The following is a 26396-nucleotide window of genomic DNA, read 5'->3' on the forward strand; positions in this document are numbered from 1 at the left end:
AAAGGGTGCATAATGGCGACGCGCCTCACAAAACAGAGCAATTTAAAGGAGTTACGTGTAACGAGAGGGGGGTGCTGGCCGTGGCGTTATGGAGAGAACTGCTGAGAAATAAAAACTTTGCGGTTAAATAATTGTAATAAACAGAATCGCTTATGTGTAATGGCGCTGGAAACGATTACAGCCAGGCGTACAAAACGGGTTATGACGCTGAGCCGCAACAAAAAACAGGTTTTGTGACTGCCCGCACAGTCGCCTGCTGACACTGTCCGGGAGCGAAACGTTTCTCTGACGACAGCGAAGAGGTTCAGGATAACGCTGGAGTAAAAACCACGAAAAAAAGCCACTGACAGGCGATTCGCGCCGGGAGCGCAAAAACCGGCTTTTATCGTGGCAGGCAAAGCGGTTTTTTGCCGCTTCTGCCGTTGAGGATGAAACATTCACGCGCAGCCAGAGACGGGATAATGGCTGTGGACAGTGGTAAAAAAATAAAACTACGAATTTTCATCGTGTTTACGGTGCGTTAGTCTGATTTTCACCTTTTCTTACCTGCGCGATCTGGACAGGCAAGGCCCGCCCCCTATACTGAGCACTCCTTTGTTACTTCTATCTGTTATGGCAATGATGACTGCGCACGATTACCTGCTTAAATTCCGCAAAGTAAATAATTCAGACAGTCTGGAAAAGCTTTTCGACCACCTCAACTACTCACTGACGAATGATATCGAGATCATCAACATGTATCGGGCTGCCGACCACCGGCGTGCTGAGCTGGTCTCCGGCGGACGCCTGTACGATCTCGGCTGTGTTCCGAAAACAGTGTGGCGTTACGTGGTCTGACTTTCTGCTGTTAACCGCTCTTTTACCCCCTGACCTGTCCGGATGGGCGAGTCCTTCCGGACATGTTATCCTGCTGCGCTTCGACTCTCCGAGACAGGAATAACTCCCGATGAATGAACAGGTTGCTGCGCCACGTATTGGCGGCTGGCTTTTGCTGCCGCTGGCCTGGCTGATAATGACTCTGTTAACCACCGTTCTGGTGCTGGCGATGTATCTCACCCCGCTGTTCAATGCTGAATGGCGTGTGGCGCTCTTTTCGCACGGCAGCACGCTCTTCTCCTACTGGGCCATTTCCCTGCTTACGGCCGTCGCGGTCTGGGCCTACAGCCTCTGGATCAGCTGGCTGTTCTTCAAGCGATCGCATCGCCTGCCGCGTCACTACCTGCTCTGGCTGCTGATTACGGTGCTGTTAGCGCTGAAAACTTTTGCGTTCACGCCGGTTGCCGACAGCCGTGCGCTGCAGACGCTGCTGTTGTCGCTGCTGGCCGCTGCGGTTTTCGCGCCCTATTTCAAACGTTCAAAGCGGGTGAAAGCGACCTTCATTGCGCCGTAACGCTGTGAGTTATGTCAGGAATTTAATTCTGAGTGCGGTCTGCCGCTCTGCCGATGGCGCGGGTGTTGAGATACGTCGCGCTATCAATGATAATAAGCCGCTTTCTGGCTCCCAGGCGAAAAAATGACCGATTATCTGCTTCTCTTTGTTGGCACCGTGCTGGTAAATAACTTCGTTTTAGTGAAGTTTCTCGGCCTCTGCCCTTTTATGGGCGTTTCCAAAAAACTGGAAACGGCGATTGGCATGGGCCTCGCCACGACTTTCGTGATCACGCTGGCCTCGATCTGCGCCTGGCTGGTCAACCATCTGATCCTGCTGCCGCTGGATCTGGTCTATCTGCGTACCATGGCCTATATCCTGGTGATCGCCGTCGTTGTGCAGTTCACCGAGATGGTGGTGCGTAAAACCAGCCCGTCGCTCTATCGTCTGCTGGGGATCTTTCTGCCGCTGATCACCACCAACTGTGCGGTGCTGGGCGTGCCCCTGCTGAGCGTCAACCTCAACCACACCTTTATGCAGGCCGCGCTCTATGGCTTCAGCGCCTCTATCGGCTTCTCGCTGGTCATGGTGCTGTTCGCCGGTATGCGTGAGCGTCTGGTGCTGGCCAATGTTCCCGCCCCGTTTAAAGGTAACTCCATCGCCCTGATTACCGCAGGCCTGATGGCACTGGCCTTTATGGGCTTCAGCGGGCTGGTGAAATTCTGATGACCGCGATCTGGATTGCTATTGCTGTACTGAGTGCGCTGAGCCTGGTGTTCGGCGGCCTGCTGGGTTACGCCTCGCGCCGCTTTGAGGTGGAAGAAGATCCCATTGTTGAGCAGATTGATGCCGTTCTGCCGCAGAGCCAGTGCGGCCAGTGCGGCTATCCTGGCTGCCGTCCCTATGCCGATGCGGTCGGTAACAACGGTGAAGCGATCAACAAGTGCGCGCCGGGCGGTGAGCAGACCATGCTCAAGCTGGCGGCCCTGCTTAACGTTGAACCGCAGCCCATCGATGGTGACGAAACGGCGAAAGAGCCGGTGCGCACCGTGGCCTTTATTGATGAAGCCAACTGTATTGGCTGCACCAAATGTATTCAGGCCTGTCCGGTGGATGCGATTGTCGGGGCCACCCGCGCCATGCACACCGTGCTGAGCGATGTCTGCACCGGCTGCGATCTCTGTGTCGCCCCCTGCCCGACTGACTGCATCGAAATGCGTCCGGTTGCCACCACGCCAGCTAACTGGAAGTGGGATTTGAATACCATTCCTGTACGGGTGATCCCGGTAGAAACTCATGCTTAATCTGTTTAACTTCCTGAAAAAAGAGAAGGTCTGGGATTTTCAGGGCGGTATTCATCCGCCCGAAATGAAAACCCAGTCCAACGGCACGCCGCTGAGCGAACTGCCCCTGCCGGACCGTTTCGTTATTCCGTTAAAACAGCATATCGGCCATGAAGGCGAAATCTGCGTGGCGCCTGGCGATAAGGTGCTGCGCGGTCAGCCGCTGACGTTTGGAACCGGCCGTATGCTGCCGGTTCATGCGCCCACCTCCGGGGTGATTGATGCGATTGGCCAGCACATGACCGCGCATCCTTCCGGTCTGTCCGAACTCTGCATCTTTATGACGCCCGATGGCGAAGATCGCTGGGTGCCGCTCGATCCCCTGCCTGACTATCGCCAGCATCCGCGCGCCGATATTGTGCAGCGCATTCACGATGCGGGCGTGGCGGGCCTGGGTGGCGCGGGCTTCCCGACCGCCACGAAACTGAAAGGTGGCCTGCGCGGGGTAAAAACCCTGATTATCAATGCGGCAGAGTGCGAGCCTTACATCACCGCGGACGATCGCCTGATGCAGGATTATGCCGCCGAGGTGCTGGAAGGCAGCCGCATTCTCGGCTGGGTGCTGCAGGCTGAGCGGGTGCTGATCGGCATCGAAGATAACAAACCCGAAGCGATTGCCGCCCTGAAGCAGGCGCTGGGCAGTGAGCGTGATCTGCAAATCCGGGTGATCCCGACCAAATACCCCTCGGGCGGTGCCAAGCAGCTGACCCGCATCCTGACCGGCAAGGAAGTGCCACACGGCGGGCGCTCAACCGATATCGGCGTGCTGATGCAGAACGTTGGCACCGCGTGGGCGGTGAAGCGCGCCATTATCAACGGCGAACCGATTACCGAACGCGTGGTCACCCTGACCGGTGAGGCGATTGCTCAGCCGCGTAACGTCTGGAGCCGTCTGGGTACGCCCATCAGTCATCTGCTGCATCAGGTGGGATTCACCCCTGCGCCGCGCCAGATGGTGATCATGGGCGGTCCGCTGATGGGCTTTACCCTGCCGTCGCTGGATGTGCCGGTGGTGAAGATTACTAACTGTATTCTGGCGCCTTCTGCCATTGAGATGGGCAACAACGACGAAGAGCAGTCCTGCATTCGCTGTTCAGCCTGTGCCGATGCCTGTCCGGCGAAGCTGCTGCCACAGCAGCTCTACTGGTTCAGCCAGGGCGGCGATCACGATAAAGCGCGCGCTCACCATATCGATGACTGCATTGAGTGCGGTGCCTGCGCCTATGTCTGCCCGAGTAACATCCCGCTGGTGCAATATTACCGGCAGGAAAAAGCGGAACTGCGCGCCATCGATCTGGAAGCCAAACGCACGCTGGAAGCGAAAGCGCGCTTTGAAGCGCGTCAGGCGCGACTGGAGCGTGAAAAGCAGGCCCGCGAAGCACGCCACGAAGAGGCCAAGCAGCGTGTGGCTCGTACGGATAACGGTGAACTGGCCGCCGCAAAAGCGCGGGTGAACGCGCGTCCGGCTGCCCAGCCGGATGAAGCGACGCTTGAGGCGCAGCGTGAAGCCCGCCATGCGCAGGCGCGTCTGCGTCAGGCCGAGGCGCAGGCTGAAACCCAGCCGGTCACGCGTCAGACCACCGATCCGCGTAAAGCGGCGGTAGAAGCGGCGATTGCCCGCGCCAGAGCGAAGAAAGCGGCACAGCCGGAGGCGGAAACAGCGCAACCGGCTGCTGAAGTCACGCCAGATGCACCGGCCGAAACCGATCCGCGCAAGGCCGCCGTGCAGGCTGCCATCGCCCGCGCCAAAGCGAAGAAAGCCGCGCAGGCGGAGAATGCGGAAGCGTCCACGCAGGCTGTCACTGACGGCGCCGCAGACGCACCGGCTGAAACCGATCCGCGCAAAGCCGCCGTGCAGGCCGCCATCGCCCGCGCCAAAGCGAAGAAAGCCGCGCAGGCCGAGAATGCTGAAGCGTCCACGCAGGCTGTCACCGACAGCGCCGCAGACGCACCGGTTGAAACCGATCCGCGTAAAGCCGCCGTGCAGGCCGCCATTGCCCGCGCCAAAGCGAAGAAAGCCGCGCAGGCGGACAATGGGGAAGCGCCCACGCAGGCTGTCACCGAAAGCGCCGCAGACGCACCGGCTGAAACCGACCCGCGTAAGGCCGCCGTGCAGGCCGCCATTGCCCGGGCTAAAGCGAAGAAAGCCGCACAGGCGCAGCACGCTGAACCCGCTACGCCCGCCACCGACAGCGCCCCTGAGCCCTCACAGGCGGAACAGGAGGCGGACGCCGCGTCACGCGACGCCGCAGCGCTGGCGACCGCCGCGCATTTTGCGGTGGAGAAAGCGGAGCAGGCTCAGGAGCAGGCAAACAATGCGAATGCCGAACCTGAACAGGCACCTGAACTGAATCAACCCGATGATGCGCGCAAAGCCGCTATTGCTGCCGCCATCGCCCGTGCCAAAGCGCGTAAAGCGCAGTCGTCTACGACGCTTGAGGATTAAATGGCTTTTCGTATCGCAAGTTCTCCTTACACCCACAATCGCCGCAGCACCGGCAATATCATGCTGCTGGTGGTGCTGGCTGCGCTGCCCGGTTTTGCCGCACAGTGTTATTTCTTTGGCTACGGCACCCTGTTACAGGTTTTACTGGCGACGCTCACCGCCTGGCTGACCGAAGCGGCGATTCTGCGGCTGCGCAAAGCGCCGGTTGCCAGCACGCTGGCAGATAACTCAGCGCTGCTGACCGCCGTGCTGATCGGCATCAGCCTGCCGCCGCTGGCACCCTGGTGGCTGGTGGTCGTCGGTACGCTTTTTGCCGTGGTCATTGCGAAACAGCTGTATGGCGGGCTGGGTCAGAACCCCTTTAATCCGGCAATGGTTGGCTATGTGGTGCTGCTGATCTCCTTCCCGGTGCAGATGACCAGCTGGCTGCCGCCCGATACCCTTCAGGCGATCAAACCCAGCCTGCTCGACAGCCTGAGCATGGTTTTCCGCGGGCATACTCTGGCGGGCGATACCATGCAGCAGCTGCAGATGGGTGTGGATGGCATCAGCCAGGCGACCCCGCTGGATACCTTTAAAACCGGCTTACGCGCGGGTCACAGCGCTGAACACCTGCTGGCCCAGCCGATTTACAGCGGCGTGCTGGCGGGTCTCGGCTGGCAGTGGGTCAACGTCGGCTATCTGGCGGGCGGCCTGTTCCTGCTGTGGAAAAATGCCATCCGCTGGCATATTCCTGCGGCGATGCTGCTGTCACTGGCCGTCTGCGCCACGCTGGGCTGGTTCTTTTCACCGGACTCGCTCAACAGCCCGCTGATCCACCTGTTCTCCGGTGCCACCATGCTGGGCGCGTTCTTTATTGCGACCGATCCGGTGACAGCCTCAACCACTAACCGGGGCCGCCTGATCTATGGTGCGCTGATTGGCCTGCTGGTCTGGCTGATACGCAGCTTCGGCGGCTATCCCGATGGCGTCGCCTTTGCCGTGCTGCTGGCGAATATCTGCGTGCCGCTTATCGACTACTACACCCAGCCGCGCGTTTACGGCCATCAGAAGGATTAAGCGATGCTGGAGACAATTCGTAAAAATGGGGTAACGCTGGCGATGTTTGCCGCCATCACCACCGCGGCGACCGCCGTGGTAAACACCGTGACCAAACCCACGGTTGAACATCAGACGCAGTTACAGCAGAAAAACCTGCTGGATCAGGTGGTTCCGACCACGCTTTATGACAATAATATTCAGCAGGATTGTTACGTTGTCACCGATCCGGCACTGGGTAACAGCGCGCCCCATCACCTCTATCTGGCGCGCAAAGGCGATCGGCCGGTGGCTGCCGCACTGGAGACCACCGCGCCTGACGGCTATTCTGGTGCCATACAGATGCTGGTCGGTGCCGATTTCCAGGGTAAAGTACTGGGCGTGCGGGTGATTGAACATCATGAAACGCCCGGCCTGGGCGACAAGATCGAACTGCGGATTTCTGACTGGATCAACAGCTTTAACGGCAAAGTGGTTCAGGGCCCCGGCGATAAGGCCTTTGCTGTGAAAAAAGATGGCGGCGAGTTCGATCAGTTTACCGGTGCCACCATTACCCCGCGCGCGGTGGTCAATGCCACCAAACGCACCGCGCTGTTAATGAAAACGCTGCCGGAGAAACTTTCTTCGTTACCGCAATGTGGAGACGCAAATGAGTGAAGCTAAAAGTCTGCTGGTTGGCGGATTGTGGAAGAACAACTCGGCGCTGGTGCAGCTGCTGGGCCTCTGTCCGCTGCTGGCGGTCACCGCAACGGCCACCAATGCGCTCGGCCTGGGGCTGGCGACCACGCTGGTGCTGACCCTGACCAACAGTTTTATTTCCGCCTCGCGCCGCTGGGTCCCCTCGGAAATCCGCATCCCGATCTACGTGATGATCATCGCTTCGGTGGTGAGCTGCGTGCAAATGCTGATTAACGCCTATGCCTATGGACTCTATCAGTCGCTGGGGATCTTTATCCCGCTGATCGTGACCAACTGCATCGTTGTGGGCCGTGCCGAAGCCGTGGCCTCTAAAAGCAGCATTCCGCTGGCGGCGCTCGATGGTTTCGCCATCGGCATGGGCGCGACCTGCGCCATGGTGGTGCTGGGCTCGCTGCGCGAAATTATCGGCAGCGGCACCCTGTTTAACGGCGCCGATCAGCTGCTGGGGCCGTGGGCAAAATCGCTGCGCATTGAAGTGGTCCATTTTGATTCGCCGATGCTGCTGGCCATGCTGCCGCCTGGCGCGTTTATTGGCCTCGGCATGATGCTGGCGGGCAAATACCTGATCGATCAGAAGATGAAGCAGCGCGCGGCACTGCGTGCTGAAGCCGCGGCCAGCGCCGCACCGCAGGGCGCAGCCGGGAAAGCCGTGTGAATCAGACGAAACGCACCGAGATCCTGCGGCGTCTGCAGGAACATAATCCGCATCCGACCACCGAGCTTCACTTCAGCTCGCCGTTTGAACTGCTGATTGCGGTCCTGCTTTCCGCGCAGGCGACCGATGTCAGCGTCAATAAAGCCACCGCGAAACTCTATCCGGTGGCCAACACCCCTGCCGCCATGCTGGCGCTGGGAGTGGATGGCGTGAAGTCCTATATCAAAACCATCGGCCTGTTTAACAGCAAAGCGGAAAACGTCATCAAGACCTGCCGCATTCTGCTGGAACAGCACAACGGCGAGGTGCCGGAAGATCGCGCGGCGCTGGAAGCGCTGCCGGGCGTCGGCCGCAAAACCGCCAACGTGGTGCTCAACACCGCCTTTGGCTGGCCAACCATCGCTGTCGACACGCATATCTTTCGCGTCAGCAACCGCACCCGGTTTGCTCCCGGTAAAAACGTGGAGGAGGTCGAACAGAAGCTGCTGAAAGTGGTTCCGGCGGCGTATAAGGTCGATTGTCATCACTGGCTGATTCTGCACGGCCGTTACACCTGCGTGGCGCGCAAACCGCGCTGTGGCTCCTGCCTGATTGAGGATCTCTGCGAGTATCCTGAAAAAACGGACTGACCCGCTGCGGCGGGTTTTTTATCGTCTGATTGCCCTCAGCTTCTCTCTCTGCCACCGCCCTCCCTGCCGTTCTGAATAACGTCACAGTTTGTCGGGTTGTTACCTCACTGTTGATGATGGAAAATCGCCGCCCCTGACGATAAGAAAATGTTATGACCCGGTGAGTAAAGCAAAGAATGAACGGCCTCCTGCTGCGAGGCATCCTCTGCGCCAGTTCCTGGCGCGACTCTGGCCGCACCCGCTGGCGGTCACGCAAAAGCATATCCTGTTCGCCGCGCTGGGTGCCGGCTGCGGATTGATGCTGACCAGCCTGCTGAGCCACTGGATGCTGGGTGAGCTGAACCTCTGGTTTGTCGCGCCGGTCGGCGCCTCGGCCGTGTTACTGTTTGGTGTGCCCGCCAGTCCGCTGGCGCAGCCGTGGGCCATCGTCGGCGGCAACAGCCTGTCAGCGCTGGCGGGCGTGACCGTCAGCCTGCTGATCCCCGATCCGGCAATCGCCTGCGGCGTGGCAGCCTGTGTGGCGATCCTGCTGATGTTTCAGCTGCGCTGCCTGCATCCGCCCGGCGGCGCGGTGGCGCTGACCGCCATTCTGGGCGGACCTGCGGTGCAGCAGCTGGGCTATCAGTTTGTTCTGACGCCGGTTCTGCTCAACTCTCTGACGCTCGCGCTGCTGGCGCTGCTGTTTAATAATCTGGCCGGTCGCCGCTATCCGCATCCGCTGGCTCCCGCAGAGAGTAAACCTGAGCCGGTGGCGATGCCGGTGCCGCTGACCCGCGCCGATCTGCATCAGGCGATGCAGGGCGGTGAACTGCTGGATATCGATGAAGAGGATCTGCAGGCCCTGCTGCTGCGCGCTGAACAGATCGCGCAGCGCCGCCAGCTGAATCGCTGACGATTATCATCGCGCCCGACCGGTTATCCGTGACGGTGTCACCTGATGATGCCTGTCAGCGCTGCGCCAGCGCGGCCTGCATCCACGCGACCACCAGCGGAGCGTCCTTCTCCTGCAGGGCGGCGCGCTCTGACTGAAACAGCGTTGCGATAAAGAAGGGATGGTCGGGCAGCTCAACGCCGCGCACCTCACCCGCCTCATCCCAGGCGGTAATGCGCAGCGTGTTCTCGCCCAGTGCGGTACTGAATGCCGGGTTGACGCCAAAGTTGCAGTGGTAGCCTTCATCGCTGCTGAGCGCCCCATAGGCCAGGGCGATACGGGAGTTCGCTTCAAATCTTACTGTGCCGCGCTTCTCCACCAGCGAACAACTCAGTGGCGTAATCACCTGTCGCCCGCCCGTTTCCGTTTCGGCGTGACGCGCATCCTGCCAATCCAGCACATTGCGCGCGTATTCGATGACCGCATACTGAAATCCGCCGCAGGAGCCCAGGAAAGGTTTGCCGCTTTCCCGCGCCCGGCGAATGGTGTCGAAGACACCCGCGTCATTATGATAAGGACTGCCCGGCACGACCCAGATAGCATCGCTCTGCGCCAGATGCGCCTCGCTAAGCTGTTCAGTGGGGATCCATTCTGCTTCCGCAGTGATATTCAGCCGACGGGCGGCACGTTCAATCGCAAGGGGAATAGCCTGATGGGCAACCGCACTGGCGCGGTAATCACCGACCAGTGATAAACGCAGGGAGGAGGACATAGCGGGTTCCTGTAAGGGGAAATTGAGAGGCTACAGGAATGTGAATATTCTGTCGAGCGCACTCAGCAACACGGGTTTTCGTACCCGCCAGCCCCGCGCAATCGATTTCTTGTTTTACTTTCTGAAATAAATCGCCGTTTTGTGTTCCGGATCGTCACCCGGACGCTTTTTCATCAATGCGGCAGGCTTAACGTTTTAATTTTCGGCAGATCGCCTGGGAAATAGCCATCTTCTGCCGGTTAGTGCTGTTGAATTATCATCCGGCAAACGTTTAATCTGCATAAGGCGCCATTAGCAGTTAATATTAATTTCATCCAGTAAGCCGCCCTCATTTGGCATTTTTATACTGAAGTGATATTTCAGATCAATATTAAAATCTGCCTCATCGTTTATTGTAAGATTTTTAACCTGACATTATCAGGTTACACGGGGTGTCAGAAAACTCTTGCCCTGCTGCCCGTAATCAGCCAAATTAGTCGCCGCTCCTCCCTTCTGATAACAATTTTGCGCATGGAACACTCACATGACGCAGACTTAATTCCTGTCCCGAAACAGGATGTGACAAAACTGAGGTACAAGTGTCAACTGCAAACAAACACACTGATGAGGCTGTCAGCCTCAATGCGTTTAAACAGCCAAAGGCGTTCTACTTAATCTTTTCGATTGAGTTATGGGAACGTTTTGGCTTCTATGGCCTGCAGGCCATTATGGCGGTTTACCTGGTGAAGCAGCTGGGATTGTCTGAATCAGACTCTATTACCCTGTTCTCTTCATTCAGTGCGCTGGTTTATGGTCTGGTCGCCATCGGCGGCTGGCTCGGTGATAAGGTGCTGGGTACCAAACGCGTTATCGTACTGGGTGTACTGGTGCTGGCGCTGGGTTATGCGCTGGTCGCCTTCTCCGGCCACAACGTCAGTATCGTCTATCTCGGTATGGCCACCATCGCCGTGGGTAGCGGCCTGTTTAAAGCGAATCCCTCTTCGCTGCTTTCGACCTGCTATGAGAAAGATGACCCGCGTCTCGACGGTGCGTTCACCATGTTCTACATGTCGATTAACATCGGTTCGCTGTTCTCGATGATGCTGACACCGTGGTTAGCCGCAAAATATGGCTACAGCGTCGCTTTCTCCCTCTGCGTCATCGGTCTGGTCATCACCCTGTTCAACTTCCTGTTCTGCAAACGCATGGTCAAAGATTACGGCTCTAAACCGGACTTTGCGCCGCTGCAGGTCGGTAAACTGCTGATGACCCTCGTGGGCGTCGTGGTGCTGGTCGCACTGGCAAACTGGATGCTGCATCACCAGGCGATTGCACGCGTGGTGCTGGCGGTGATTGCACTGGGCATCGTGCTGGTGTTTGCCAAAGAAGCCTTTGCGCTGCAGGGCGCAGCGCGTCGTAAGATGATCGTGGCCTTCCTGCTGATGGTTGAAGCGATTCTGTTCTTCGTGCTCTACATGCAGATGCCGACCTCCCTGAACTTCTTCGCTATCCGTAACGTTGAGCACACTATCTTCGGCATTACCTTTGCTCCGGAGCAGTTCCAGGCGCTGAACCCGTTCTGGATCATGCTGGCCAGCCCGCTGCTGGCGTCGCTCTACAACAAGCTGGGCGATAAGCTGCCGATGCCGCACAAATTTGCCTTTGGTATGGTGCTCTGCTCCGCCGCGTTTCTGGTGCTGCCGCTGGGCGCGAAGTTTGCCAGCGATGCCGGTATCGTTTCTGTTAACTGGCTGATCCTGAGCTATGCGCTGCAGAGTATCGGTGAACTGATGATCTCCGGTCTCGGCCTGGCGATGGTCGCGCAGCTGGTGCCTCAGCGTCTGATGGGCTTTATCATGGGCTCCTGGTTCCTGACCACCGCCGGTGCGGCGGTGATTGCCGGTAAAGTCGCTAACCTGATGGCTGTGCCTGAAAACGTGACCGATCCGCTGATTTCACTGGCAACCTACAGCCGTGTGTTCCAGGAGATTGGTATCACTACGGCAGTGATCGCCGTGCTGATGCTGATTACTGCGCCGCTGCTGAACCGCATGACGCAGGACTCTGAAGCAAAAGCCCGGGATGTGCAGGCCTGACAGCCACCCTGTCATCTCTCAGCCGGGCTCTGCCCGGCTTTTTTATGGCTGACGTCTCCCCCTGATTATTCCCTGATCCCTGTCACTGGCAATTCTGCTCTGAGCATTTACTATGCAGTAACCCCATTGCCACAAGGAGACCGGGTTATGAAACTGTTTTGCAAAGCGGGTGCCTGTTCGCTCTCACCTCACATTGTCATGCGCGAATGCGGGCTCGACTTCACCCAGGTCAGCGTTGATCTGGCTACAAAGCTCACCGAACGCGGCGACGACTTTCGCCAGATCAATCCCAAAGGTCAGGTGCCCGCCCTGCAGCTCAGCGATGGCACCGTGCTGACGGAAGGTGTCGCCATTGTGCAGTACCTGGCGGATCTCAAACCCGATCGCCACCTGCTGGCACCGGTTGGCAGCCTGACGCGCTACCAGACCGTTGCGTGGCTCAGCTACGTTGGCAGCGAGCTGCATAAAAGTTTCGGGCCGCTGTTCAGGCCGGGTTACTCTGATGAGGTAAAAGCGCAGACCCGCGGCCAGCTGGAAGCAAAATTCCGTTTTGTCGATGAATCACTGCGTGACAGACAGTGGCTGATGGGGCTGCACTTCAGCGTGGCCGATGCGTATCTCTTCGTGGTGACGCGCTGGGCAAACGCGCTGGGACTGGATCTGTCTGAGTATACGGCGCTCAAGGCGTGGTTTGAGCGGGTTGCAGAGCGGCCTGCGGTGCAGGCGGCACTCAGGGCCGAAGGATTAGCCTGAGTGAACAGGGCCGGATAACCGGCCCTGATGCGTTACAGCTTTTCAGCCGCGAAGTGCTGGGTAGGATGGGCGATGGCATCCTGTGCCGCCACCAGCTGCAGCTCATACTCACCCATCTGATGGGTTTTCAGCATCACCTCATAAACGGCAGCGGTGACGTGCTCCAGCGCATCCTGCAGCGATTTACCGTGCAGCAGATTAACCAGCAGCAGTCCGCTGGTCAGATCCCCCACGCCGACCGGCTGACGGACGCCAAAGTCCACCAGCGGACGGCTGATGTGCCAGGCATCCTCTGCCGTCACCAGCAGCATCTCAAAGCGATCGCTGCGACGCCCCGCACGCGCCAGATGTTTCACCAGCACCACGCGCGGCCCCTGAGCGATCAGCGCCCGTGCTGCGTCCACCGCCGCGTCCACATCAGTGACGGTGCGTTCGCTCAGCATCTCCAGCTCCAGCAGGTTCGGCGCGATGATGTCGCTGGCAGGCATCGCCATTTTGCAGTGAAACTCTGCCACGCCCGGGGCGACGATACAGCCTTTCTCCGGATGGCCCATCACCGGATCGCAGAAGTACCAGGCGTTCGGGTTAGCCGCTTTGACCTGACGGACAATCTCCAGAATCTGCTCGCCCTGCTCCGCCGAGCCGAGATAGCCGCTCAGCACCGCGTCACAGGTTTTCAGACGGTCGATGTCCGCAATGCCTTTCACGATGTCGGTTAAGTGCGTTGCTGGCATCACCGTGCCGGTCCAGTGGCCATATTGCGTATGGTTGGAAAACTGCACGGTATTCAGCGGCCAGACGTTTGCACCCAGGCGGCGCATCGGAAACTCAGCCGCCGCATTCCCGGCGTGACCAAAAACAACGTGCGACTGAATCGCTAAAATATTTTTCACTTGTTTGCCCTGTCCTGCCTTGCCATAAAAAAGGGCCGGATACCGGCCCTGAAATCTTACTGCCAGTTAATCAGGCAGTAATGTTTCTTACCGCGACGCAGCAGCGTGAAGCGGTTAAACAGTTTGTCACTGTCACTGAAGCGGTATTCCGCGTCAGACTGCTTTTCACCGTTCAGAGAGACGGCGTTGGAGCCAATCATGGTGCGAGCCTGACCGCGTGACGGCACCAGCTCCGCTTTCACCAGCGCCTGCTGCAGATCGTCTTCAGCGCTCAGGGTGATGGTTGGCATGCCATCCTGCGCCAGCTGCTCGAAATCCGCTTCGGTCATATCGCTCACGGCGCCGGAGAAGAGGCTGGCCGTGATGCGTTTCGCCGCCGACAGACCCGCTTCGCCATGCACCAGACGCGTGACCTGCTCAGCCAGCACATACTGCGCACGTGGCGCGGTGCCGCTGTTTTTGTCCTCTTCTTCCAGCGCGTTGATCTCTTCAATGCTCATGAAGGTGAAGAACTTCAGGAAGCGATAAACATCTGCGTCCGCGGTGTTGATCCAGAACTGATAGAACTTGTACGGACTGGTCTTCTTCGCATCCAGCCAGACTGCGCCGCCTTCGGTTTTACCGAACTTGGTGCCGTCAGATTTGGTGATCAGCGGCACGGTCAGGCCAAACACCTGGTTCTGATGCAGACGACGGGTCAGGTCGATACCGGAGGTGATGTTACCCCACTGATCCGATCCGCCAATCTGCAGCGAGACGCCGTGGCGCTCATTCAGGCAGGCAAAGTCATAGCCCTGCAGCAGATTGTAAGAGAACTCGGTAAAGGAGATGCCCTGATCGTCACGGTTCAGACGCTGCTTCACCGCTTCTTTGTTGATCATCTGATTGACGGAGAAGTGCTTGCCGATATCACGCAGGAAGGTCAGCACGTTCATGCTGCCAAACCAGTCGTAGTTATTAGCGGCGATTGCGCTGTTGCTGCCGCAATCGAAGTCGAGGAAGGGAGCCACCTGCTGGCGGATCTTTTCAACCCATTCACCGACGGTTTCGCTGGTATTAAGTTTACGCTCTGCGGCTTTGAAGCTCGGGTCGCCAATCAGGCCGGTTGCGCCACCGACCAGTGCCACCGGCTTGTGGCCGGCATCCTGAAAACGCTTCAGGCAGAGCAGCGGTACCAGATGGCCCAAATGCAAGCTGTCGGCTGTGGGGTCAAAGCCGCAATAGAGCGAAATTGGCCCCTGCGCCAGTTTCTCTGTCAGCGCCTCTTCATCCGTCACCTGGGCGATAAGGCCCCTCTCCTGCAATTGTTGTATCAGGTTACTGCTGGTCATTACTGACTCCAAATTGATCAGACTGCACCTAGGCTGGTACACAGCTTTCCGCCGGGATGCGGAATCGAAAAAAATCAGGGCTATAGCATAAAGCGCTGACGCTCTCTGTGCCAGCGCTGATAGGGGAGAATCGTGCAGATTCAGGGCGCCAGACGGTCGATTTTCCAGCCATCGTGATCGCGCTGGTAGATGAAACGATCGTGCAGGCGATGTTCGCCCCCCTGCCAGAACTCCAGCGTATGAAATTTCACCCGATAGCCGCCCCAGAAACTGGGCAGCGGCACGTCACCCTGCTGGAACTTCTGCTTAAGCTCAAGGAACTTCCCTTCCAGAATGCCGCGCGCCGAAATACGGCTCGACTGCTTCGACACCCAGGCCCCGATCTGACTGTCACGCGGACGGCTGTGGAAATATTTCAGCACTTCCAGCGGCGAAAGTTTTTCCACTTCGCCCAGTACCATCACCTGACGCTCCAGGTAGTGCCACGGGAAGTGCAGGCAGATGCGCGGATTGTTTGCCAGCTGTAACGCCTTGCGGCTGCCGAGGTTGGTATAGAACACCATGCCCTGCGCATCGAAGTGCTTCAGCAGCACGATACGCTGCCACGGCTGGCCCTGTTCATCCACAGTTGCGACGGTCATGGCTGTCGGATCGGGCAGTTTTGCCTCGCAGGCCTGGCTCAGCCACTGTTCAAACAGGACGACGGGATCATCCGGCAGATCCTTCCGACGTAATCCGCCGCGGGTATATTCACGCCGCAGATGGGCAATGGTGTGTAGCGTTTCGCTGTCGCTCATAATGCTCGCCTTTTCAGATAAAGAGTCAGCTGGCAGGTTGCAGCTCACAATCGTTCACGACAATTTTATCGTTCCGTTCAATAAATGCGCCGTTGCCTTTAGACCAGAAAACATAGGTGCCATCGCTGTAACGGGCACCGGACGCCGATACGGTCTGCTTCAGCGTCAGCGGCTGGCCGTCCATAATGAAACTGACCTGCTGCTGACTCTCATCCAGCGTCACGGTCAGCGGCAGCGTCCCACAGCGATAGTGCAGCGTCTGCGGCGCTGGCGGCTGTTTATGCAACAGGCTGCAACCCGACAGCAGCAGCACAGCGGCAACGATTAATCCTTTCGACATAAGCGGGTCCCCTTCACAAGTGAAGCTGGCATTATAAGAAGGATTTGGCGTGAAGTAAGTGGGAATCCGCGCCAATCGAATGAATGGCGCTGACCAGAGAGAATTATTGTCGCTTTTCAGGCGGTTGTCTGAATGCAGAGGTCGCGTTATCAGGCTACGCTCTATGCATCTTAAGCGAGGGAAACCAACATGAAATTTGATAATGAAGATGCATTCAAGCTGGCTGTGGCGTTCATGAATCACAAAGAGAATGCCACCATTGCCAGCAGCTACTTTAAGACCTTTATCGACACCTACCAGAAGTTTGACCGCTGGCTGAGCGCCTCCGATCCGGTCAGCGCTATGAAGGCGGAAAAAGCGGCCGCCAAAGCAGGCGAAGACTCTGTCCTCTGATAGCCTCTCTGGCCCGGGATCGCACCGGCTTCGGGCCACTCATCCTCCTCTGCAGGAGAGCTCTCCCCGGCGCCCGCGTTCCGCGCTGCGATCTATTCTCCTGCTGACGGTTCGGACGTTAACAAAATAGCGGCCCTTATCTCCGATCTTATTTTAGCCTTTGGCTTTGTGTTTATTGTGACGGGATGCCAGCGCCGCAAAACGTCCGTGCCGACAATATAAAGTTGCAATAAATGCTATTTCCCGGACTCAGCGTCGGAAATAATCACAGCGGCCACTGTTTTTGCTTAAAAAAAACGCAACGGAGCGGGTCAGGGCCAGCAAAATTTATAAAGGCGTCTATGCTGTAAACGTCTGGATATGAATTCATGGAGAACAAAAAATGAAAATGAAATCCCTGTCAGCTATCGCATTGCTGGCTCTCTCTTTAGGCACACTGGCAGGCTGCTCTTCAAATCAATCGATTAAGACCACTGATGGCCGCACCATCGTGACCGATGGTAAACCGCAGATTGATTCAGATACCGGTCTGGTTTCTTATCGCGATGCTCAGACAGGAAAAACTGAGCAAATCAATCGCAATGAGATCAGTAATATGAGTGAACTCGATAACTAATATAAGGTGAATAAGATGAAAAAAGCGCTGATTTTACCGCTCGCCGCATTGATTGGTATGACTGTATTAACTGGCTGCACCCGCACCAGCTATGCGATTCAGACTAACGATGGACGCACCATTATTAGTGATGGCAAACCGTCAGAATCTGATGCAGGCCTGCTGGCTTACACCGATGCAAACGGCGTGAAGCAACAGATTAATAAAGCCGACGTTAAAGCGGTTTCCGAAGTACCGAATAAATAACGCTCTCTGTGGAATAAAGCCGCCTTCGGGCGGCTTTATTCTGTCTGTCAGCCGTCCGCCTCTTTTTATAAACCCCCTCTCCTTTCTCTGTTGCTGAAACAGGCGCGCTTTAATGTGACCCTGTGCCTGGCCAGAGTCGCTGGCTTATCTGAATTTCAGGCATCTCCCTCTCTGTTTAATCGTCAAAATCGCTCAGTTATTTTATGAACAGAGGTGTCTGAAATTTTTTATGCTGCAATATTAACAGGTTAGCGCTTCGCTTTGAGGTGCCGTTTATTTTGGGAAAAGACCGATCGTTTTGACCTGCTATTTCTGCTCTTTTAGTCAGAGACGCCTTTAACTAAACTGGCGTATGGCTCATTAATCAGGAGATGACATATGGTGTATTATGACAAAAACGTCGGTCATATGATTCTTGGTGAAGCGGCAATTAATCTGGCTTTTACAGAGCAGGAAATCACGCTCGTTTCACTGATTCGCCAGCTGGGTGAAATGGCCGAGCATGAGCGCAGTGATGAACGCGTCGCCCAGATTGCCGATGCGCGAAACTGGCTCAAAAGTTTCTCCGAAGCCGCATCGCGCGACCGCGCCGAACTTAACTGGCTGGTTGAGACCGGACAGGCACCGGTTTTCCTGAAAGATTACCGCTAGCTATGCTGCAGGCCAGGCTGTCGGGTGCATTCAGTCTGCGCCCGCCTGCTGGTTTTGCACCCTGCGCCGACTCCGCTCATCCTGTTTTTTACCCTGCCACTGTCAGCGCAGCCGTGCTGAATAAAAAGCAGGCGATTTCTGCCAAAATAGCTGTACAACACAGACAATATTGTATAACTTTGTACCTATTCGTTAGATGCTGAACTATCCGCCAGGAAACGACCCATGTACCCGAACCAGAGACTGCCACAAACGGCAGACGACATTGCCCGTTATTTTAATGCGGCAAGCCTGCCTTCACAGCAAGAGACGCTGGGACAGGTGGTGGTGGAAATTCTGAATGCCGGTCAGAACGTGAATCGCAAATCGATCTGCACCAAACTGCTGCGCCGCCTTGAAACAGCCTCGTCACAGGAAGAAGAGCGCCACTATCACGCGCTCATCAGCCTGCTGTTCGGCCGTTAATCGTCGGGGGCGTTTCAGCCCCCCGCGTGCCGGAGATGCTCCGGAGGGTGTCGCGTCACACAGCGGGCTCGCTGTTACCCCAGCACCTTCAATGCCAGTGCCAGCGTCTGCTGTTCATTGACCATATCGCCCACCTTGCCTGTCACCCGCATACCAAACGCAATGCAGAGAATCAGACCCGCTGCCGCTTCACTGTCCAGCGTGTTATCGATAGAGCCATCCCGTTGCCCCAGCTCCAGCAGTGAAACCAGGAAGCGCTGATTACGCTGCACAACTTCATTGATGCGCTGCGCCAGCGCCTCATCCATTGTCTGCAACGCAATGGCACTGGCGACAACCAGGCAGCCGCGCCGTCCCTCCGTCGCCCGCGCCGAATCCAGATAGAACTGTAACAGCTCGGTGATCTTCTCCCGCCCGCTCACGCAGGGGGCCAGACGACGGCGCAGATCGGCATTGCGCAGCAGCAGATAGCGCTCGAAGACCAGCAGAAACAGTGAGCGTTTATCTTTGAACGCCTTATAGATACTGCCTGCAGAGAGGTTCATCGCCTCACTCAGATCGCCGATGGAGGCTGCATGGTACCCCTTTTGCCGGAAAACGATCATCGCGTGATCCAGAGCCTGTTCGATATCGAACTCTCTGGGCCGTCCCCGCTCTCTGCTTTTTTGCGCTGTCGCTGTCGTGATCATTATTACCGGCCTGAAGAGGTGCATTTCGGTCAAATCAACCGGGGATTCTAGCGCAGGCGCAGGCAACAAGTACAGATGGTCAGCACGACAGTGCGTTATACGCCTCCGATAAAAAGCGGCAAGGCTGCAGGAAATGAGGCGCAACAGCCGGTAATGGCCGTCACGGCAGCCATCAGACTACGCCTGATGGCTGAAGATTAGTCGCGTTTTTCCATTTTTATCCAGAACACCGTGATGCTCAGCAGTAAACAGATAAACGCACCGACGCTGAACAGCAGATCAATGGCCAGATTCAGGCTGGCGTGATCCACCACCGCACCTAACAGCACAGGCACCCAGTTAGCGATATAGGCAATGACGTAAAACAGTGAAATCAGTTTTGCGTGACTGGACGCTGGGGAGATCATATTGACCAGTGTCGCGCTTCCCACAAAAATCGCACCATAAGAATATCCGGCCACGAGCAGTCCGGCACATGCCCCTGTTAAAGAGTGAGTGCTGATAGCCCAGGTAAAAAACAGGATAGAAATGACCTGAGTAAGACAGCCTGCCGCGAGAGAGGTGCGAGCGCTAATCCGGCGGCTTAAAATCTGGCTGATACCAGCGACCACCAAATAGACTGCTATTACATAGCCATACACACCCTGACGATGAATGTCGAGGAGATGCTCAGCGACCGCCGGTCCAATCGATAAAATGCTGGCGGCAAATGCCCAGCTCATAAACAACGCACCTGCACACAGAAAAAACCGTATACCCGTCGCTTTCAGTCCGGTTTTTAGTGCTGCATCCGCTGAGATGGCGGACGAGGATGACACAACCCTGGGCTGGTCATGGTGATGCGCTGGCCAGCTCAGGCGCAATCCAGTAAGGGCGATCGCGGCCGTCATCATAATCAGTACAAACGGCAGCGTCTGGCTGTAGAAATCTGTCTGAATCGCCACGCCGCTGAAAACGGGCCCCAGCGCCAGGCCGGTTGTGAAAGAGAGCGTTGCGATCAGAGCTGCAGCTTTACCACCATCTTTCGGGCCAAAACGCAAAAGAGCAATATTGGCTGCGCCGGTTAATGCTCCGGTTCCGAGGCCCGCCAGCAGACGTGCCATAAACAGACAGGCAAACGAGTCGGCCAGGGAAAACAGCAAGGCACCCGCAAAGACGGCCAGCAGCGCAGGCATCATCAGACTGCGCAGGTCAGCCACTTTACCGGCAAGATTTCCCACACTGAATAACGCAATTAAAACCCCTCCCGCATACGCACCATAGATTATCGTCAGGCTGACAGCGGTTAAACCTAACTGCTGCTGATAGAGGGGATAAAGCGGCGTTGGTGCACTGCTGTTTAATAAGGCAGCGACCAGCGCCAGTGCAATAAAGCATAAGGTGCGCATCTTTACAGTGGCGTGATGAGAACTATCCGCCATGAGGTTAACTTCTGACATGTTTATTATCCTGAGCGCATGCTTCATAAGCATGACCGGGTCATATTGACGTTCGGGCGTAATGAGAGGCGGGCATCATAGGGCCTGGCAGAGAACCGGTACATCCCCATAACTGCATCACAGGGCTTCAATAATGCTGCTTGTCACATCGGTCCAGACATGCTCAGGCTTTAAGACTACGCAGCATGGGATAAACCTGCAGCCTGTGTCGTCAGGATACGAATGGAGTCACAAACGTCACGCCGTACCGGCAGGTTATTCTGCCGTTAAAAGATTGATATTGAATCCGTGAACATTGACACTTGCCGCGGTAAGAACGTGTTCATGTTAAGGAAGAAGGTAAGAGATGAACTGGGATGATGTCCGTTTTTTCCTCGCGCTGGCGAGACAAAAAACGTTGCGGGGTGCTTCAAAATCATTGAACGTCGACCAGGCGACAGTAGGACGACGTATTGCCGCATTTGAAAGCGCACTCGGTTCGCGGTTGTTTATACGCACGCCCCGGGCCTTTACGCTGAGTGAGTTTGGCGATCAGGTGATGACAGAAGCCACGGCTATGGAAAGTGCCATGCAGGCGATGAGTCGTAAAGCCGCCTGCGGCGATAACACCCTTGCAGGTAACGTGCGCATCGCCAGCACAGACACGCTTGCCACTGTATTTGTCATGCCTGCCATTCAACGTCTGCGCGAACAATATCCGGATATCACCGTAACCCTGCTGACCGGAATCGGTTTCTCCGATATCTCATACCGCGGCGCGGATATCGCCATTCGTGGTGCCCGCCCCGATTCAGAAGAGTTAATCGTTAAACGCCTGGCGACCATTGAGATGGGACTCTATGCCAGCCAGCGTTATCTGGATCGGTTCGGAGCACCGAATCAGGAACACGGATTAAGCGGTCATCAGCTGGTCATGTTTCCGGCAGACAGGGTGCCACGTCATCGGCAAAACCTGTGTGGCTTTACAGTTAACAGTCAGCAGGTCGTGCTGGAGTGCAATACGCAGTTGCTGATGCAGTCCGCTATTAAACGCGGGATGGGTATCGGTCTGCTTTCAACATTTTTAGCTAACAGCGATCCGGAATTAATCCCGGTTTTGCCTGAAAAACGCGATCCGGTTGATATCTGGCTGGTGCTCCATCCCGATTTGCAAAAAGTCGCACGCATCAGGGCTGTGATTACGGCGCTGGAGCACTGTTTTGCCGAAGAAATCAGGGCCAGAGACTAAGGGCATCAGATAAATATCAGGTACATACTACCAGGCACCTGAAATAAATCGGGTCGCGGGGTTATCCGACATTTTTGCCTGGCATTACGACGCGGACCGCATAACTAAACAGGAGAGTCTCTATTTAAGCGCCGCCACAGGCAGATCCGTTACCCGTGTGGTATAGGCAGGCGACAACATATCGCGCTTCATCGCCCAGGCTTTGTTTACGCCCTGACCTGCAAACCACAGCTTCCCGCTACCGCGCGTGTTAATCCTGTCGATGAGTTGCATCAGCTCTTCACTATTTCGGCGTGGCTGATGTTCATCGAAGAGATCAAGCTGAGCCACTCCCTGACTGAAAAAATCCGTCAGCACAATCCCTGCCTTCATATAGCGATGGCCCTCAATCCAGATATTATCCAGACACGCCATCGCGACACGGATAATGTCGCGGGTGTCGTGAGTCGGGATCAGAAGCTGGGCGGTCGATTGGTTGCCATAAAAAGGCTCATCAGCGGCATGCGGGCTGGTGCGTACGAAGACCCCGACCTGACGACAATATTGCTTCTCGCGACGCAGCTTTTCTGCCGCACGCTCAGCATAGGCACAGACAGCTTCCCGCATCTGATGATAATCGGAGATGCGGTAGCCGAATGAGCGTGAACACATAATCTGCTGCTTATCAGGCTCGTCCGGTTCCAGATCCAGACAGGATTCGCCGCGTAGCTCTCTGACGGTACGTTCCATTACCACACTGAATTGCCTGCGGATCAAATCGGTACTTTGCTCCGCCAGATCTTTTGCCGTCATCACGCCCATCGCGTTGAGCCGTTTACTGATACGGTGCCCGACACCCCAGACGTCGGCGACATTAATCAGCGCCAGCAGCTTTCTCTGTCGTTCGGGGTTTGACAGATCAACAATCCCGCCGGTTTTTGTCCACTTTTTAGCCGCAAAATTTGCCAGTTTGGCCAGCGTCTTCGTCGGTGCAATGCCGACACCCACGGTCAGATGGGTCTCTTTACGTATCCGTTCCCGGACCTGTTGACCAAACGTCTCCAGCGCCACAGCGTTCTGCACGCCGGTGAGATCCATAAAGGCTTCATCAACCGAGTAGATCTCCACCGATGGGGCCATCTCTTCCAGTATGGTCATCACCCGATGGCTCATGTCAGCATAGAGCGCGTAATTTGAGCTGAAGACCTGTACCGCGTGACGCATCAGCTCTTCACGCATTTTAAAATAGGGAGCGCCCATTTTAATGCCGAGTTTCTTTGCCTCAGCACTGCGTGCAATCACACAACCGTCGTTATTCGACAGCACGACAACCGGCTTGCCTTTCAGATCGGGCCGGAAAACTGTTTCACATGACGCGTAAAAGCAGTTCACATCCACCAGCGCAAACATGCTTAGTGCGTCGATTTAATCACAAAGGTGACGACGCCAAACACTTCCAGCACATCTTCAGTCTGGATGGCGATGGGCTTAAATTTGGTGTTCATCGGCATCAGTTGCAGGCAGGGATGAAGCTGCAGGCGTTTCACGGTAAATTCCCCGTCGACGGCGGCTACCACGATGTCCCCATGCCCGGCGGTGAGAGAGCTGTCGACCACCAGCATGTCACCATCATTGATGCCCGCCTCTATCATCGATTCGCCGCTGACCCGGACAAAATAGGTGGCGCTGGGGTGCTGTACCATCAGGGTATTCAGATCGATACGCTGTTCAACATAGTCCTGCGCCGGGGAGGGAAATCCGCACGGGACACGTTCGATATAGAGCGGCAAGGCCATTGCGGCGCGTATGTCCGCAGGTTTGATAAATTCCATCATTGTTCTCCTCTTCCGGATTACTGTATATAAATACAGTAATATTGAATCCCCCTTTTAATCAAGCGAAACGAGGTGTTTTTAAGTAAAGCGCCTGACAACCACACACTTTTTTTAATCTTTCTTTCTGGCTGCCGCGATATTAAGCGAAATCAGATGATTTTCTCCGCAGCGATAAAATAACGCTGAGAGCGACTTACATTCATTCTTCTTATAAATTCACCCGCTGACTTTTTAACTTAAGCACAATCGGATCACGCCCGGCGGCCATTTAAACAGGCAACGCAGCCTGATTATTCCGCTTTTTTAAACGGCAACGCGCGACAGCCTTAATGCGGTGACGCTGGCTGAAGGACATTTATCGCAGGCAGAAAAAGAGAATGTTCAGCCGCGTGCGCTGAATCATTCCGGGAATGAAAAGAGGTCAGATAAGAGAGTGATCGTGCGCAAAAACAAGAAGAGCGGAGCGGTCGGGAGAAAGGAAATAAGCAGATCACAGGCTCTGCCACGCTATTCAGTCTGAGCCGGGGGCGATGAGATACCCCCTTTCCGGCAGTGCCCGACAGCGACCAATCGCAGGCTGTGCGGGACGCTGCCACCGCCCTGTTCTCTTCCGTCTCAGCGGCGGCGGCGGCCTCGCCGTCAGCGTTTAAACCGCGCTGTCGCTCTCCAGCGCATCCTGAATCGCGTCGGCCAGATTGCCAATTTCATTGGCCACTGCCTGCAGATCCCAGGAGGCTTTAGAGCCGGTAGCCGAGGTCGAGGCGCTGACGGACTCTTTTGCCACTGACAGGGCAGCCGCCACGGCGACCGAACGTTTGTGTTGCTCCTGAGTGATGCCCGCAGGCGGTATCGCGAAATAGTCGTGAACCATGATCGTTTCCTTGTGATGAATTAGGGGTCAACCTTAGTCTTCTGCCTCCGGCGTGTGAAGTGAATTATGCGTCCTGACCGGCCGGACGGTCAGGATTCCAGCAGCCGCGGTGCACGCTGATCCTGTGCACCGCAGAAACCTGTACAGGCTGTACAGGTTTCTGGAGAAAAACGGCGTAAAAAAGGCAGTTGTAACGTTTTTACCGGGTGGTCGCAAAATAAACGGGTACTTTACCCTTCCCGTAATGCTGGCCGGGATGATAAATTAACCCACTGTATTTACTCACATAAAAGAACAAAACCTGCCATTTTCCCGGAAAACTCAACCCACCAACACCTCCGACCAGTACGCTTTTATCAGATTTCATTGTACAAGTTTCTCATTCTTGTATAACTTTACTGCGTGACGATAAATCACTTGTAACGAAGGGTGCTTTGCACCGCATCTGAAGGTGTTGTGGATTTCCACCTTCAGATGCAATTTTTTTTGCGTCTGCCGGTCACCGGATCTGAATCGACGCATCAACCCCCAATTTCTTATGAGGCCTGACATGCAACCTACGATGAATACAGAGTCTCAGATTTCTGATTACTTCATGAACTCTGGCAAGACACTGACGACTGAAAAACAGGTTATCGCGGCTGTCCATGCTGAACTCGCCCGTGCTAAAGCCCACGTTTCCGATAAAGATGTCGTGCTGGGCCTGATTAACCGCCTGGAGAGTGAGCGTGACGTGGTTAAACAGGACGTTTACCGTCAGGCTCTTGAACATGTTCTGCAGCGTGCGCCGGCAGCCAGCGCCAGCTAAAAAACCTGTGTCTGTTACGATGGAACGCGAATTAGCATGGATGCGTTTCCTGTCCGGAATCTGCCCCTGATAAGGGGCTTTTTTTGTCCTGCAACCCCCCTTTCTGTCCCCTCTTTTCCGCCCTCTCTTACAGCCAGATATCGTGCCAGATTTAACCATTTTTGCCGCTTATTTCACCATCAATTGCGGTTAATTGCTCTCGGTTCGCTTTATTTATCCGATATCTGTGTCCAGGCTTTTTCTGCATCTCCTGCAAACACAGACGAGGAAAATAATCATGTTTCATCATTCATCAAAACTTCAATTTCCGGTTCGTGTAGAGAAACCCGATCCAGAGTTTGCCATGCTGTTACAGCAGGCGATCGGCGGCGTCGAAGGTGAAATTCGTGTAGCGATGCAATACTTTTTCCAGGCAATGGGCGCACGCGGTGATGTGCGGATTCGCGATCTGCTGATCTCAACCGCCACCGAAGAGCTGAGCCATATCGAAATGCTGGGCTACGCCGTGGCGCTTAATCTGGAAGGTGCCCCCCTCTCTTACCAGGAAGCCTCCGCGAAAGATCCGGTGGTCAATGCGATTCTGGGTGGCATGAACCCGCGCCATATTCTCTCTTCCGGCCTGGCCGCAATGCCGGTGAACGCCAACGGGATGCCGTTCGACATGAGCCACATCTACGCCTCCGGTAACGTTGCGGCGGATATGCTGGCCAACGTCACCGCAGAGGCCACCGGTCGCGTGCTGGCTACCCGTCTCTACAACATGACCGAAGATAAAGGCATGAAGGATTTCCTCTCGTTCCTGATCGCCAGGGACACCATGCACCAGCAGCAGTGGCTGGCGGTGATTGAGGAGATGGGCGGACTGAACGCCTCGCTGCCGATCCCGAACAGCTTCCCGCAGGAAAATGAGGCGCAGGAACACGCCTACTACTGCCTGAACACCTCACTGGATAAACCGCTGCCGGAAGGCCGCTGGAGCAGCGGTCCGGCTTACGATGGTCAGGGTCAGTTCAGCGCGAAACAGCAGCCCGATATTCTGGGTGACGAACCGCTGCTCGGTAACGCCCGCCCGGGTTCCGGTGCCCAGGCAGAGCAGATTGACGGTATCACGCCGCCGAAACCTTAATCACTCATGCTGCACGCCTGTCGGGGAGTGACGCCCTGA

At 56.1% G+C, this 26396-nt stretch carries 30 protein-coding genes; 20 read left to right on the forward strand and 10 right to left on the reverse strand.

The window, feature by feature from the left end; translation table 11 throughout:
* The first annotated feature begins 621 nt into the window (after positions 1-621).
* The 10 genes from ydgT to HFD92_RS02700 all read left to right on the forward strand — a co-directional run bounded on the left by ydgT (position 622) and on the right by HFD92_RS02700 (position 9071).
* The gene (gene ydgT / locus HFD92_RS02655; RefSeq protein WP_046101771.1) at positions 622-837 is read left to right on the forward strand and encodes a transcription modulator YdgT; all 216 of its coding nucleotides are present in this window, start codon (positions 622-624) and stop codon (positions 835-837) included.
* A 109-nt stretch (positions 838-946) separates the two neighbouring features.
* Positions 947-1390, forward strand: a complete 444-nt coding sequence (locus HFD92_RS02660; RefSeq protein WP_009090340.1) for a DUF2569 domain-containing protein — start codon at positions 947-949, stop codon at positions 1388-1390.
* Between the two features lie 123 nt (positions 1391-1513).
* Entirely contained in the window at positions 1514-2095 is a 582-nt protein-coding gene (rsxA, locus tag HFD92_RS02665) for an electron transport complex subunit RsxA (RefSeq protein ID WP_003853423.1), read from the forward strand.
* Positions 2095-2673, forward strand: coding sequence for an electron transport complex subunit RsxB (gene rsxB, locus HFD92_RS02670; protein ID WP_009090345.1), 579 nt, complete (start codon positions 2095-2097; stop codon positions 2671-2673). The genes rsxA and rsxB overlap by 1 nt, the downstream gene beginning before the upstream one ends.
* Positions 2666-5158, forward strand: a complete 2493-nt coding sequence (gene rsxC, locus HFD92_RS02675) for an electron transport complex subunit RsxC (protein ID WP_167428241.1) — start codon at positions 2666-2668, stop codon at positions 5156-5158. Before rsxB ends, rsxC begins: the two co-directional genes overlap by 8 nt.
* Positions 5159-6217 (forward strand): electron transport complex subunit RsxD, encoded by a 1059-nt coding sequence (rsxD, locus tag HFD92_RS02680; protein WP_058956537.1) that lies wholly within the window; start codon positions 5159-5161, stop codon positions 6215-6217.
* A 3-nt stretch (positions 6218-6220) separates the two neighbouring features.
* Entirely contained in the window at positions 6221-6853 is a 633-nt protein-coding gene (gene rsxG, locus HFD92_RS02685; RefSeq protein WP_058956538.1) for an electron transport complex subunit RsxG, read from the forward strand.
* On the forward strand, positions 6846-7550 hold the full coding sequence (locus HFD92_RS02690; RefSeq protein ID WP_009090356.1) for an electron transport complex subunit E: 705 nt from the start codon (positions 6846-6848) through the stop codon (positions 7548-7550). The genes rsxG and HFD92_RS02690 overlap by 8 nt, the downstream gene beginning before the upstream one ends.
* On the forward strand, positions 7547-8179 hold the full coding sequence (nth, locus tag HFD92_RS02695) for an endonuclease III (RefSeq protein WP_009090357.1): 633 nt from the start codon (positions 7547-7549) through the stop codon (positions 8177-8179). Before HFD92_RS02690 ends, nth begins: the two co-directional genes overlap by 4 nt.
* A gap of 160 nt (positions 8180-8339) precedes the next feature.
* Positions 8340-9071 (forward strand): HPP family protein, encoded by a 732-nt coding sequence (locus HFD92_RS02700; protein WP_167428242.1) that lies wholly within the window; start codon positions 8340-8342, stop codon positions 9069-9071.
* A 55-nt stretch (positions 9072-9126) separates the two neighbouring features.
* Here the strand turns inward: HFD92_RS02700 and HFD92_RS02705 are convergent, their stop codons facing one another.
* Positions 9127-9822, reverse strand: a complete 696-nt coding sequence (locus tag HFD92_RS02705; RefSeq protein WP_167428243.1) for a CTP synthase — start codon at positions 9820-9822, stop codon at positions 9127-9129.
* 578 nt (positions 9823-10400) lie between these two features.
* Between HFD92_RS02705 and dtpA the strand changes: the two genes are divergently transcribed.
* Both dtpA and gstA read left to right on the forward strand, forming a co-directional pair.
* A complete protein-coding gene (dtpA, locus tag HFD92_RS02710) occupies positions 10401-11897 on the forward strand; it encodes a dipeptide/tripeptide permease DtpA (RefSeq protein ID WP_009090360.1) in 1497 nt (498 codons plus the stop codon).
* A gap of 147 nt (positions 11898-12044) precedes the next feature.
* Complete coding sequence (gene gstA / locus HFD92_RS02715) at positions 12045-12650, forward strand: glutathione transferase GstA (protein WP_167428244.1); 606 nt, start codon at positions 12045-12047, stop codon at positions 12648-12650.
* A gap of 32 nt (positions 12651-12682) precedes the next feature.
* On the opposite strand, the gene pdxY is transcribed toward gstA, so the two are convergent.
* The 4 genes from pdxY to HFD92_RS02735 all read right to left on the reverse strand — a co-directional run bounded on the left by pdxY (position 12683) and on the right by HFD92_RS02735 (position 16011).
* Complete coding sequence (pdxY, locus tag HFD92_RS02720; RefSeq protein WP_009090363.1) at positions 12683-13543, reverse strand: pyridoxal kinase PdxY; 861 nt, start codon at positions 13541-13543, stop codon at positions 12683-12685.
* A 56-nt stretch (positions 13544-13599) separates the two neighbouring features.
* Positions 13600-14874 (reverse strand): tyrosine--tRNA ligase, encoded by a 1275-nt coding sequence (gene tyrS, locus HFD92_RS02725; protein WP_009090365.1) that lies wholly within the window; start codon positions 14872-14874, stop codon positions 13600-13602.
* Between the two features lie 140 nt (positions 14875-15014).
* Positions 15015-15671 (reverse strand): pyridoxamine 5'-phosphate oxidase, encoded by a 657-nt coding sequence (pdxH, locus tag HFD92_RS02730; RefSeq protein WP_009090367.1) that lies wholly within the window; start codon positions 15669-15671, stop codon positions 15015-15017.
* 25 nt (positions 15672-15696) lie between these two features.
* Positions 15697-16011, reverse strand: coding sequence for an MliC family protein (locus HFD92_RS02735; RefSeq protein ID WP_140925254.1), 315 nt, complete (start codon positions 16009-16011; stop codon positions 15697-15699).
* Positions 16012-16200: 189 nt separating this feature from the next.
* Here HFD92_RS02735 and HFD92_RS02740 point away from each other — a divergent pair, with 189 nt between their 5' ends.
* The 5 genes from HFD92_RS02740 (at position 16201) to ycgZ (ending at position 18382) form a co-directional block, all read left to right on the forward strand.
* On the forward strand, positions 16201-16404 hold the full coding sequence (locus HFD92_RS02740; protein WP_009090370.1) for a hypothetical protein: 204 nt from the start codon (positions 16201-16203) through the stop codon (positions 16402-16404).
* A 382-nt stretch (positions 16405-16786) separates the two neighbouring features.
* Complete coding sequence (locus tag HFD92_RS02745) at positions 16787-17020, forward strand: YgdI/YgdR family lipoprotein (protein WP_009090372.1); 234 nt, start codon at positions 16787-16789, stop codon at positions 17018-17020.
* Between the two features lie 15 nt (positions 17021-17035).
* On the forward strand, positions 17036-17266 hold the full coding sequence (locus tag HFD92_RS02750; protein WP_009090374.1) for a YgdI/YgdR family lipoprotein: 231 nt from the start codon (positions 17036-17038) through the stop codon (positions 17264-17266).
* Between the two features lie 378 nt (positions 17267-17644).
* Positions 17645-17917: a hypothetical protein gene (locus HFD92_RS02755; RefSeq protein WP_167428245.1), complete on the forward strand. Its 273-nt coding sequence runs from the start codon at positions 17645-17647 to the stop codon at positions 17915-17917.
* A gap of 225 nt (positions 17918-18142) precedes the next feature.
* Positions 18143-18382: a regulatory protein YcgZ gene (gene ycgZ, locus HFD92_RS02760; RefSeq protein WP_009090377.1), complete on the forward strand. Its 240-nt coding sequence runs from the start codon at positions 18143-18145 to the stop codon at positions 18380-18382.
* 74 nt (positions 18383-18456) lie between these two features.
* Here the strand turns inward: ycgZ and HFD92_RS02765 are convergent, their stop codons facing one another.
* Both HFD92_RS02765 and HFD92_RS02770 read right to left on the reverse strand, forming a co-directional pair.
* Entirely contained in the window at positions 18457-19071 is a 615-nt protein-coding gene (locus HFD92_RS02765) for a TetR/AcrR family transcriptional regulator (protein WP_140925478.1), read from the reverse strand.
* Between the two features lie 197 nt (positions 19072-19268).
* Positions 19269-20510: an MFS transporter gene (locus tag HFD92_RS02770; protein ID WP_167428246.1), complete on the reverse strand. Its 1242-nt coding sequence runs from the start codon at positions 20508-20510 to the stop codon at positions 19269-19271.
* A 346-nt stretch (positions 20511-20856) separates the two neighbouring features.
* Between HFD92_RS02770 and HFD92_RS02775 the strand changes: the two genes are divergently transcribed.
* Positions 20857-21738 carry a LysR family transcriptional regulator gene (locus HFD92_RS02775; RefSeq protein WP_046101760.1) on the forward strand — a complete coding sequence of 294 codons (882 nt, stop codon included), beginning with the start codon at positions 20857-20859 and terminating at the stop codon, positions 21736-21738.
* Between the two features lie 120 nt (positions 21739-21858).
* Here HFD92_RS02775 and umuC read toward each other — a convergent pair whose 3' ends face one another.
* The 3 genes from umuC to HFD92_RS02790 form a co-directional block, all read right to left on the reverse strand.
* Complete coding sequence (gene umuC, locus HFD92_RS02780) at positions 21859-23127, reverse strand: translesion error-prone DNA polymerase V subunit UmuC (RefSeq protein ID WP_167428247.1); 1269 nt, start codon at positions 23125-23127, stop codon at positions 21859-21861.
* A gap of 2 nt (positions 23128-23129) precedes the next feature.
* Positions 23130-23549 carry a translesion error-prone DNA polymerase V autoproteolytic subunit gene (gene umuD / locus HFD92_RS02785; RefSeq protein WP_009090412.1) on the reverse strand — a complete coding sequence of 140 codons (420 nt, stop codon included), beginning with the start codon at positions 23547-23549 and terminating at the stop codon, positions 23130-23132.
* Positions 23550-24198: 649 nt separating this feature from the next.
* A complete protein-coding gene (locus tag HFD92_RS02790) occupies positions 24199-24423 on the reverse strand; it encodes a hypothetical protein (RefSeq protein WP_009090413.1) in 225 nt (74 codons plus the stop codon).
* 550 nt (positions 24424-24973) lie between these two features.
* On the opposite strand from HFD92_RS02790, the gene HFD92_RS02795 reads away from it, so the two are divergent.
* Together HFD92_RS02795 and HFD92_RS02800 are read left to right on the forward strand one after the other, a co-directional pair.
* A complete protein-coding gene (locus HFD92_RS02795) occupies positions 24974-25231 on the forward strand; it encodes a biofilm development regulator YmgB/AriR family protein (protein WP_033736266.1) in 258 nt (85 codons plus the stop codon).
* Between the two features lie 277 nt (positions 25232-25508).
* On the forward strand, positions 25509-26357 hold the full coding sequence (locus tag HFD92_RS02800; protein ID WP_167428248.1) for a manganese catalase family protein: 849 nt from the start codon (positions 25509-25511) through the stop codon (positions 26355-26357).
* The last annotated feature ends 39 nt before the right edge of the window (positions 26358-26396 follow it).

The sequence above is a fragment of the Pantoea sp. EKM101V genome, from assembly GCF_011800325.1.
Lineage (GTDB): Bacteria > Pseudomonadota > Gammaproteobacteria > Enterobacterales > Enterobacteriaceae > Pantoea > Pantoea anthophila.

What these genes read in the sequence shown, in the direction of transcription:
- ydgT (WP_046101771.1), top strand. Translation starts at nt 622, where the DNA reads ATGACTGCGCACGATTACCTGCTTAAATTCCGCAAAGTAAATAATTCA.
- HFD92_RS02660 (WP_009090340.1), top strand. Translation starts at nt 947, where the DNA reads ATGAATGAACAGGTTGCTGCGCCACGTATTGGCGGCTGGCTTTTGCTG.
- rsxA (WP_003853423.1), top strand. Translation starts at nt 1,514, where the DNA reads ATGACCGATTATCTGCTTCTCTTTGTTGGCACCGTGCTGGTAAATAAC.
- rsxB (WP_009090345.1), top strand. Translation starts at nt 2,095, where the DNA reads ATGACCGCGATCTGGATTGCTATTGCTGTACTGAGTGCGCTGAGCCTG.
- rsxC (WP_167428241.1), top strand. Translation starts at nt 2,666, where the DNA reads ATGCTTAATCTGTTTAACTTCCTGAAAAAAGAGAAGGTCTGGGATTTT.
- rsxD (WP_058956537.1), top strand. Translation starts at nt 5,159, where the DNA reads ATGGCTTTTCGTATCGCAAGTTCTCCTTACACCCACAATCGCCGCAGC.
- rsxG (WP_058956538.1), top strand. Translation starts at nt 6,221, where the DNA reads ATGCTGGAGACAATTCGTAAAAATGGGGTAACGCTGGCGATGTTTGCC.
- HFD92_RS02690 (WP_009090356.1), top strand. Translation starts at nt 6,846, where the DNA reads ATGAGTGAAGCTAAAAGTCTGCTGGTTGGCGGATTGTGGAAGAACAAC.
- HFD92_RS02705 (WP_167428243.1), bottom strand. Translation starts at nt 9,822, where the DNA reads ATGTCCTCCTCCCTGCGTTTATCACTGGTCGGTGATTACCGCGCCAGT.
- gstA (WP_167428244.1), top strand. Translation starts at nt 12,045, where the DNA reads ATGAAACTGTTTTGCAAAGCGGGTGCCTGTTCGCTCTCACCTCACATT.
- tyrS (WP_009090365.1), bottom strand. Translation starts at nt 14,874, where the DNA reads ATGACCAGCAGTAACCTGATACAACAATTGCAGGAGAGGGGCCTTATC.
- pdxH (WP_009090367.1), bottom strand. Translation starts at nt 15,671, where the DNA reads ATGAGCGACAGCGAAACGCTACACACCATTGCCCATCTGCGGCGTGAA.
- HFD92_RS02735 (WP_140925254.1), bottom strand. Translation starts at nt 16,011, where the DNA reads ATGTCGAAAGGATTAATCGTTGCCGCTGTGCTGCTGCTGTCGGGTTGC.
- HFD92_RS02740 (WP_009090370.1), top strand. Translation starts at nt 16,201, where the DNA reads ATGAAATTTGATAATGAAGATGCATTCAAGCTGGCTGTGGCGTTCATG.
- HFD92_RS02745 (WP_009090372.1), top strand. Translation starts at nt 16,787, where the DNA reads ATGAAAATGAAATCCCTGTCAGCTATCGCATTGCTGGCTCTCTCTTTA.
- HFD92_RS02750 (WP_009090374.1), top strand. Translation starts at nt 17,036, where the DNA reads ATGAAAAAAGCGCTGATTTTACCGCTCGCCGCATTGATTGGTATGACT.
- HFD92_RS02755 (WP_167428245.1), top strand. Translation starts at nt 17,645, where the DNA reads ATGGTGTATTATGACAAAAACGTCGGTCATATGATTCTTGGTGAAGCG.
- ycgZ (WP_009090377.1), top strand. Translation starts at nt 18,143, where the DNA reads ATGTACCCGAACCAGAGACTGCCACAAACGGCAGACGACATTGCCCGT.
- HFD92_RS02765 (WP_140925478.1), bottom strand. Translation starts at nt 19,071, where the DNA reads ATGATCACGACAGCGACAGCGCAAAAAAGCAGAGAGCGGGGACGGCCC.
- HFD92_RS02770 (WP_167428246.1), bottom strand. Translation starts at nt 20,510, where the DNA reads ATGTCAGAAGTTAACCTCATGGCGGATAGTTCTCATCACGCCACTGTA.
- HFD92_RS02775 (WP_046101760.1), top strand. Translation starts at nt 20,857, where the DNA reads ATGAACTGGGATGATGTCCGTTTTTTCCTCGCGCTGGCGAGACAAAAA.
- umuC (WP_167428247.1), bottom strand. Translation starts at nt 23,127, where the DNA reads ATGTTTGCGCTGGTGGATGTGAACTGCTTTTACGCGTCATGTGAAACA.
- umuD (WP_009090412.1), bottom strand. Translation starts at nt 23,549, where the DNA reads ATGGAATTTATCAAACCTGCGGACATACGCGCCGCAATGGCCTTGCCG.
- HFD92_RS02790 (WP_009090413.1), bottom strand. Translation starts at nt 24,423, where the DNA reads ATGGTTCACGACTATTTCGCGATACCGCCTGCGGGCATCACTCAGGAG.
- HFD92_RS02795 (WP_033736266.1), top strand. Translation starts at nt 24,974, where the DNA reads ATGCAACCTACGATGAATACAGAGTCTCAGATTTCTGATTACTTCATG.
- HFD92_RS02800 (WP_167428248.1), top strand. Translation starts at nt 25,509, where the DNA reads ATGTTTCATCATTCATCAAAACTTCAATTTCCGGTTCGTGTAGAGAAA.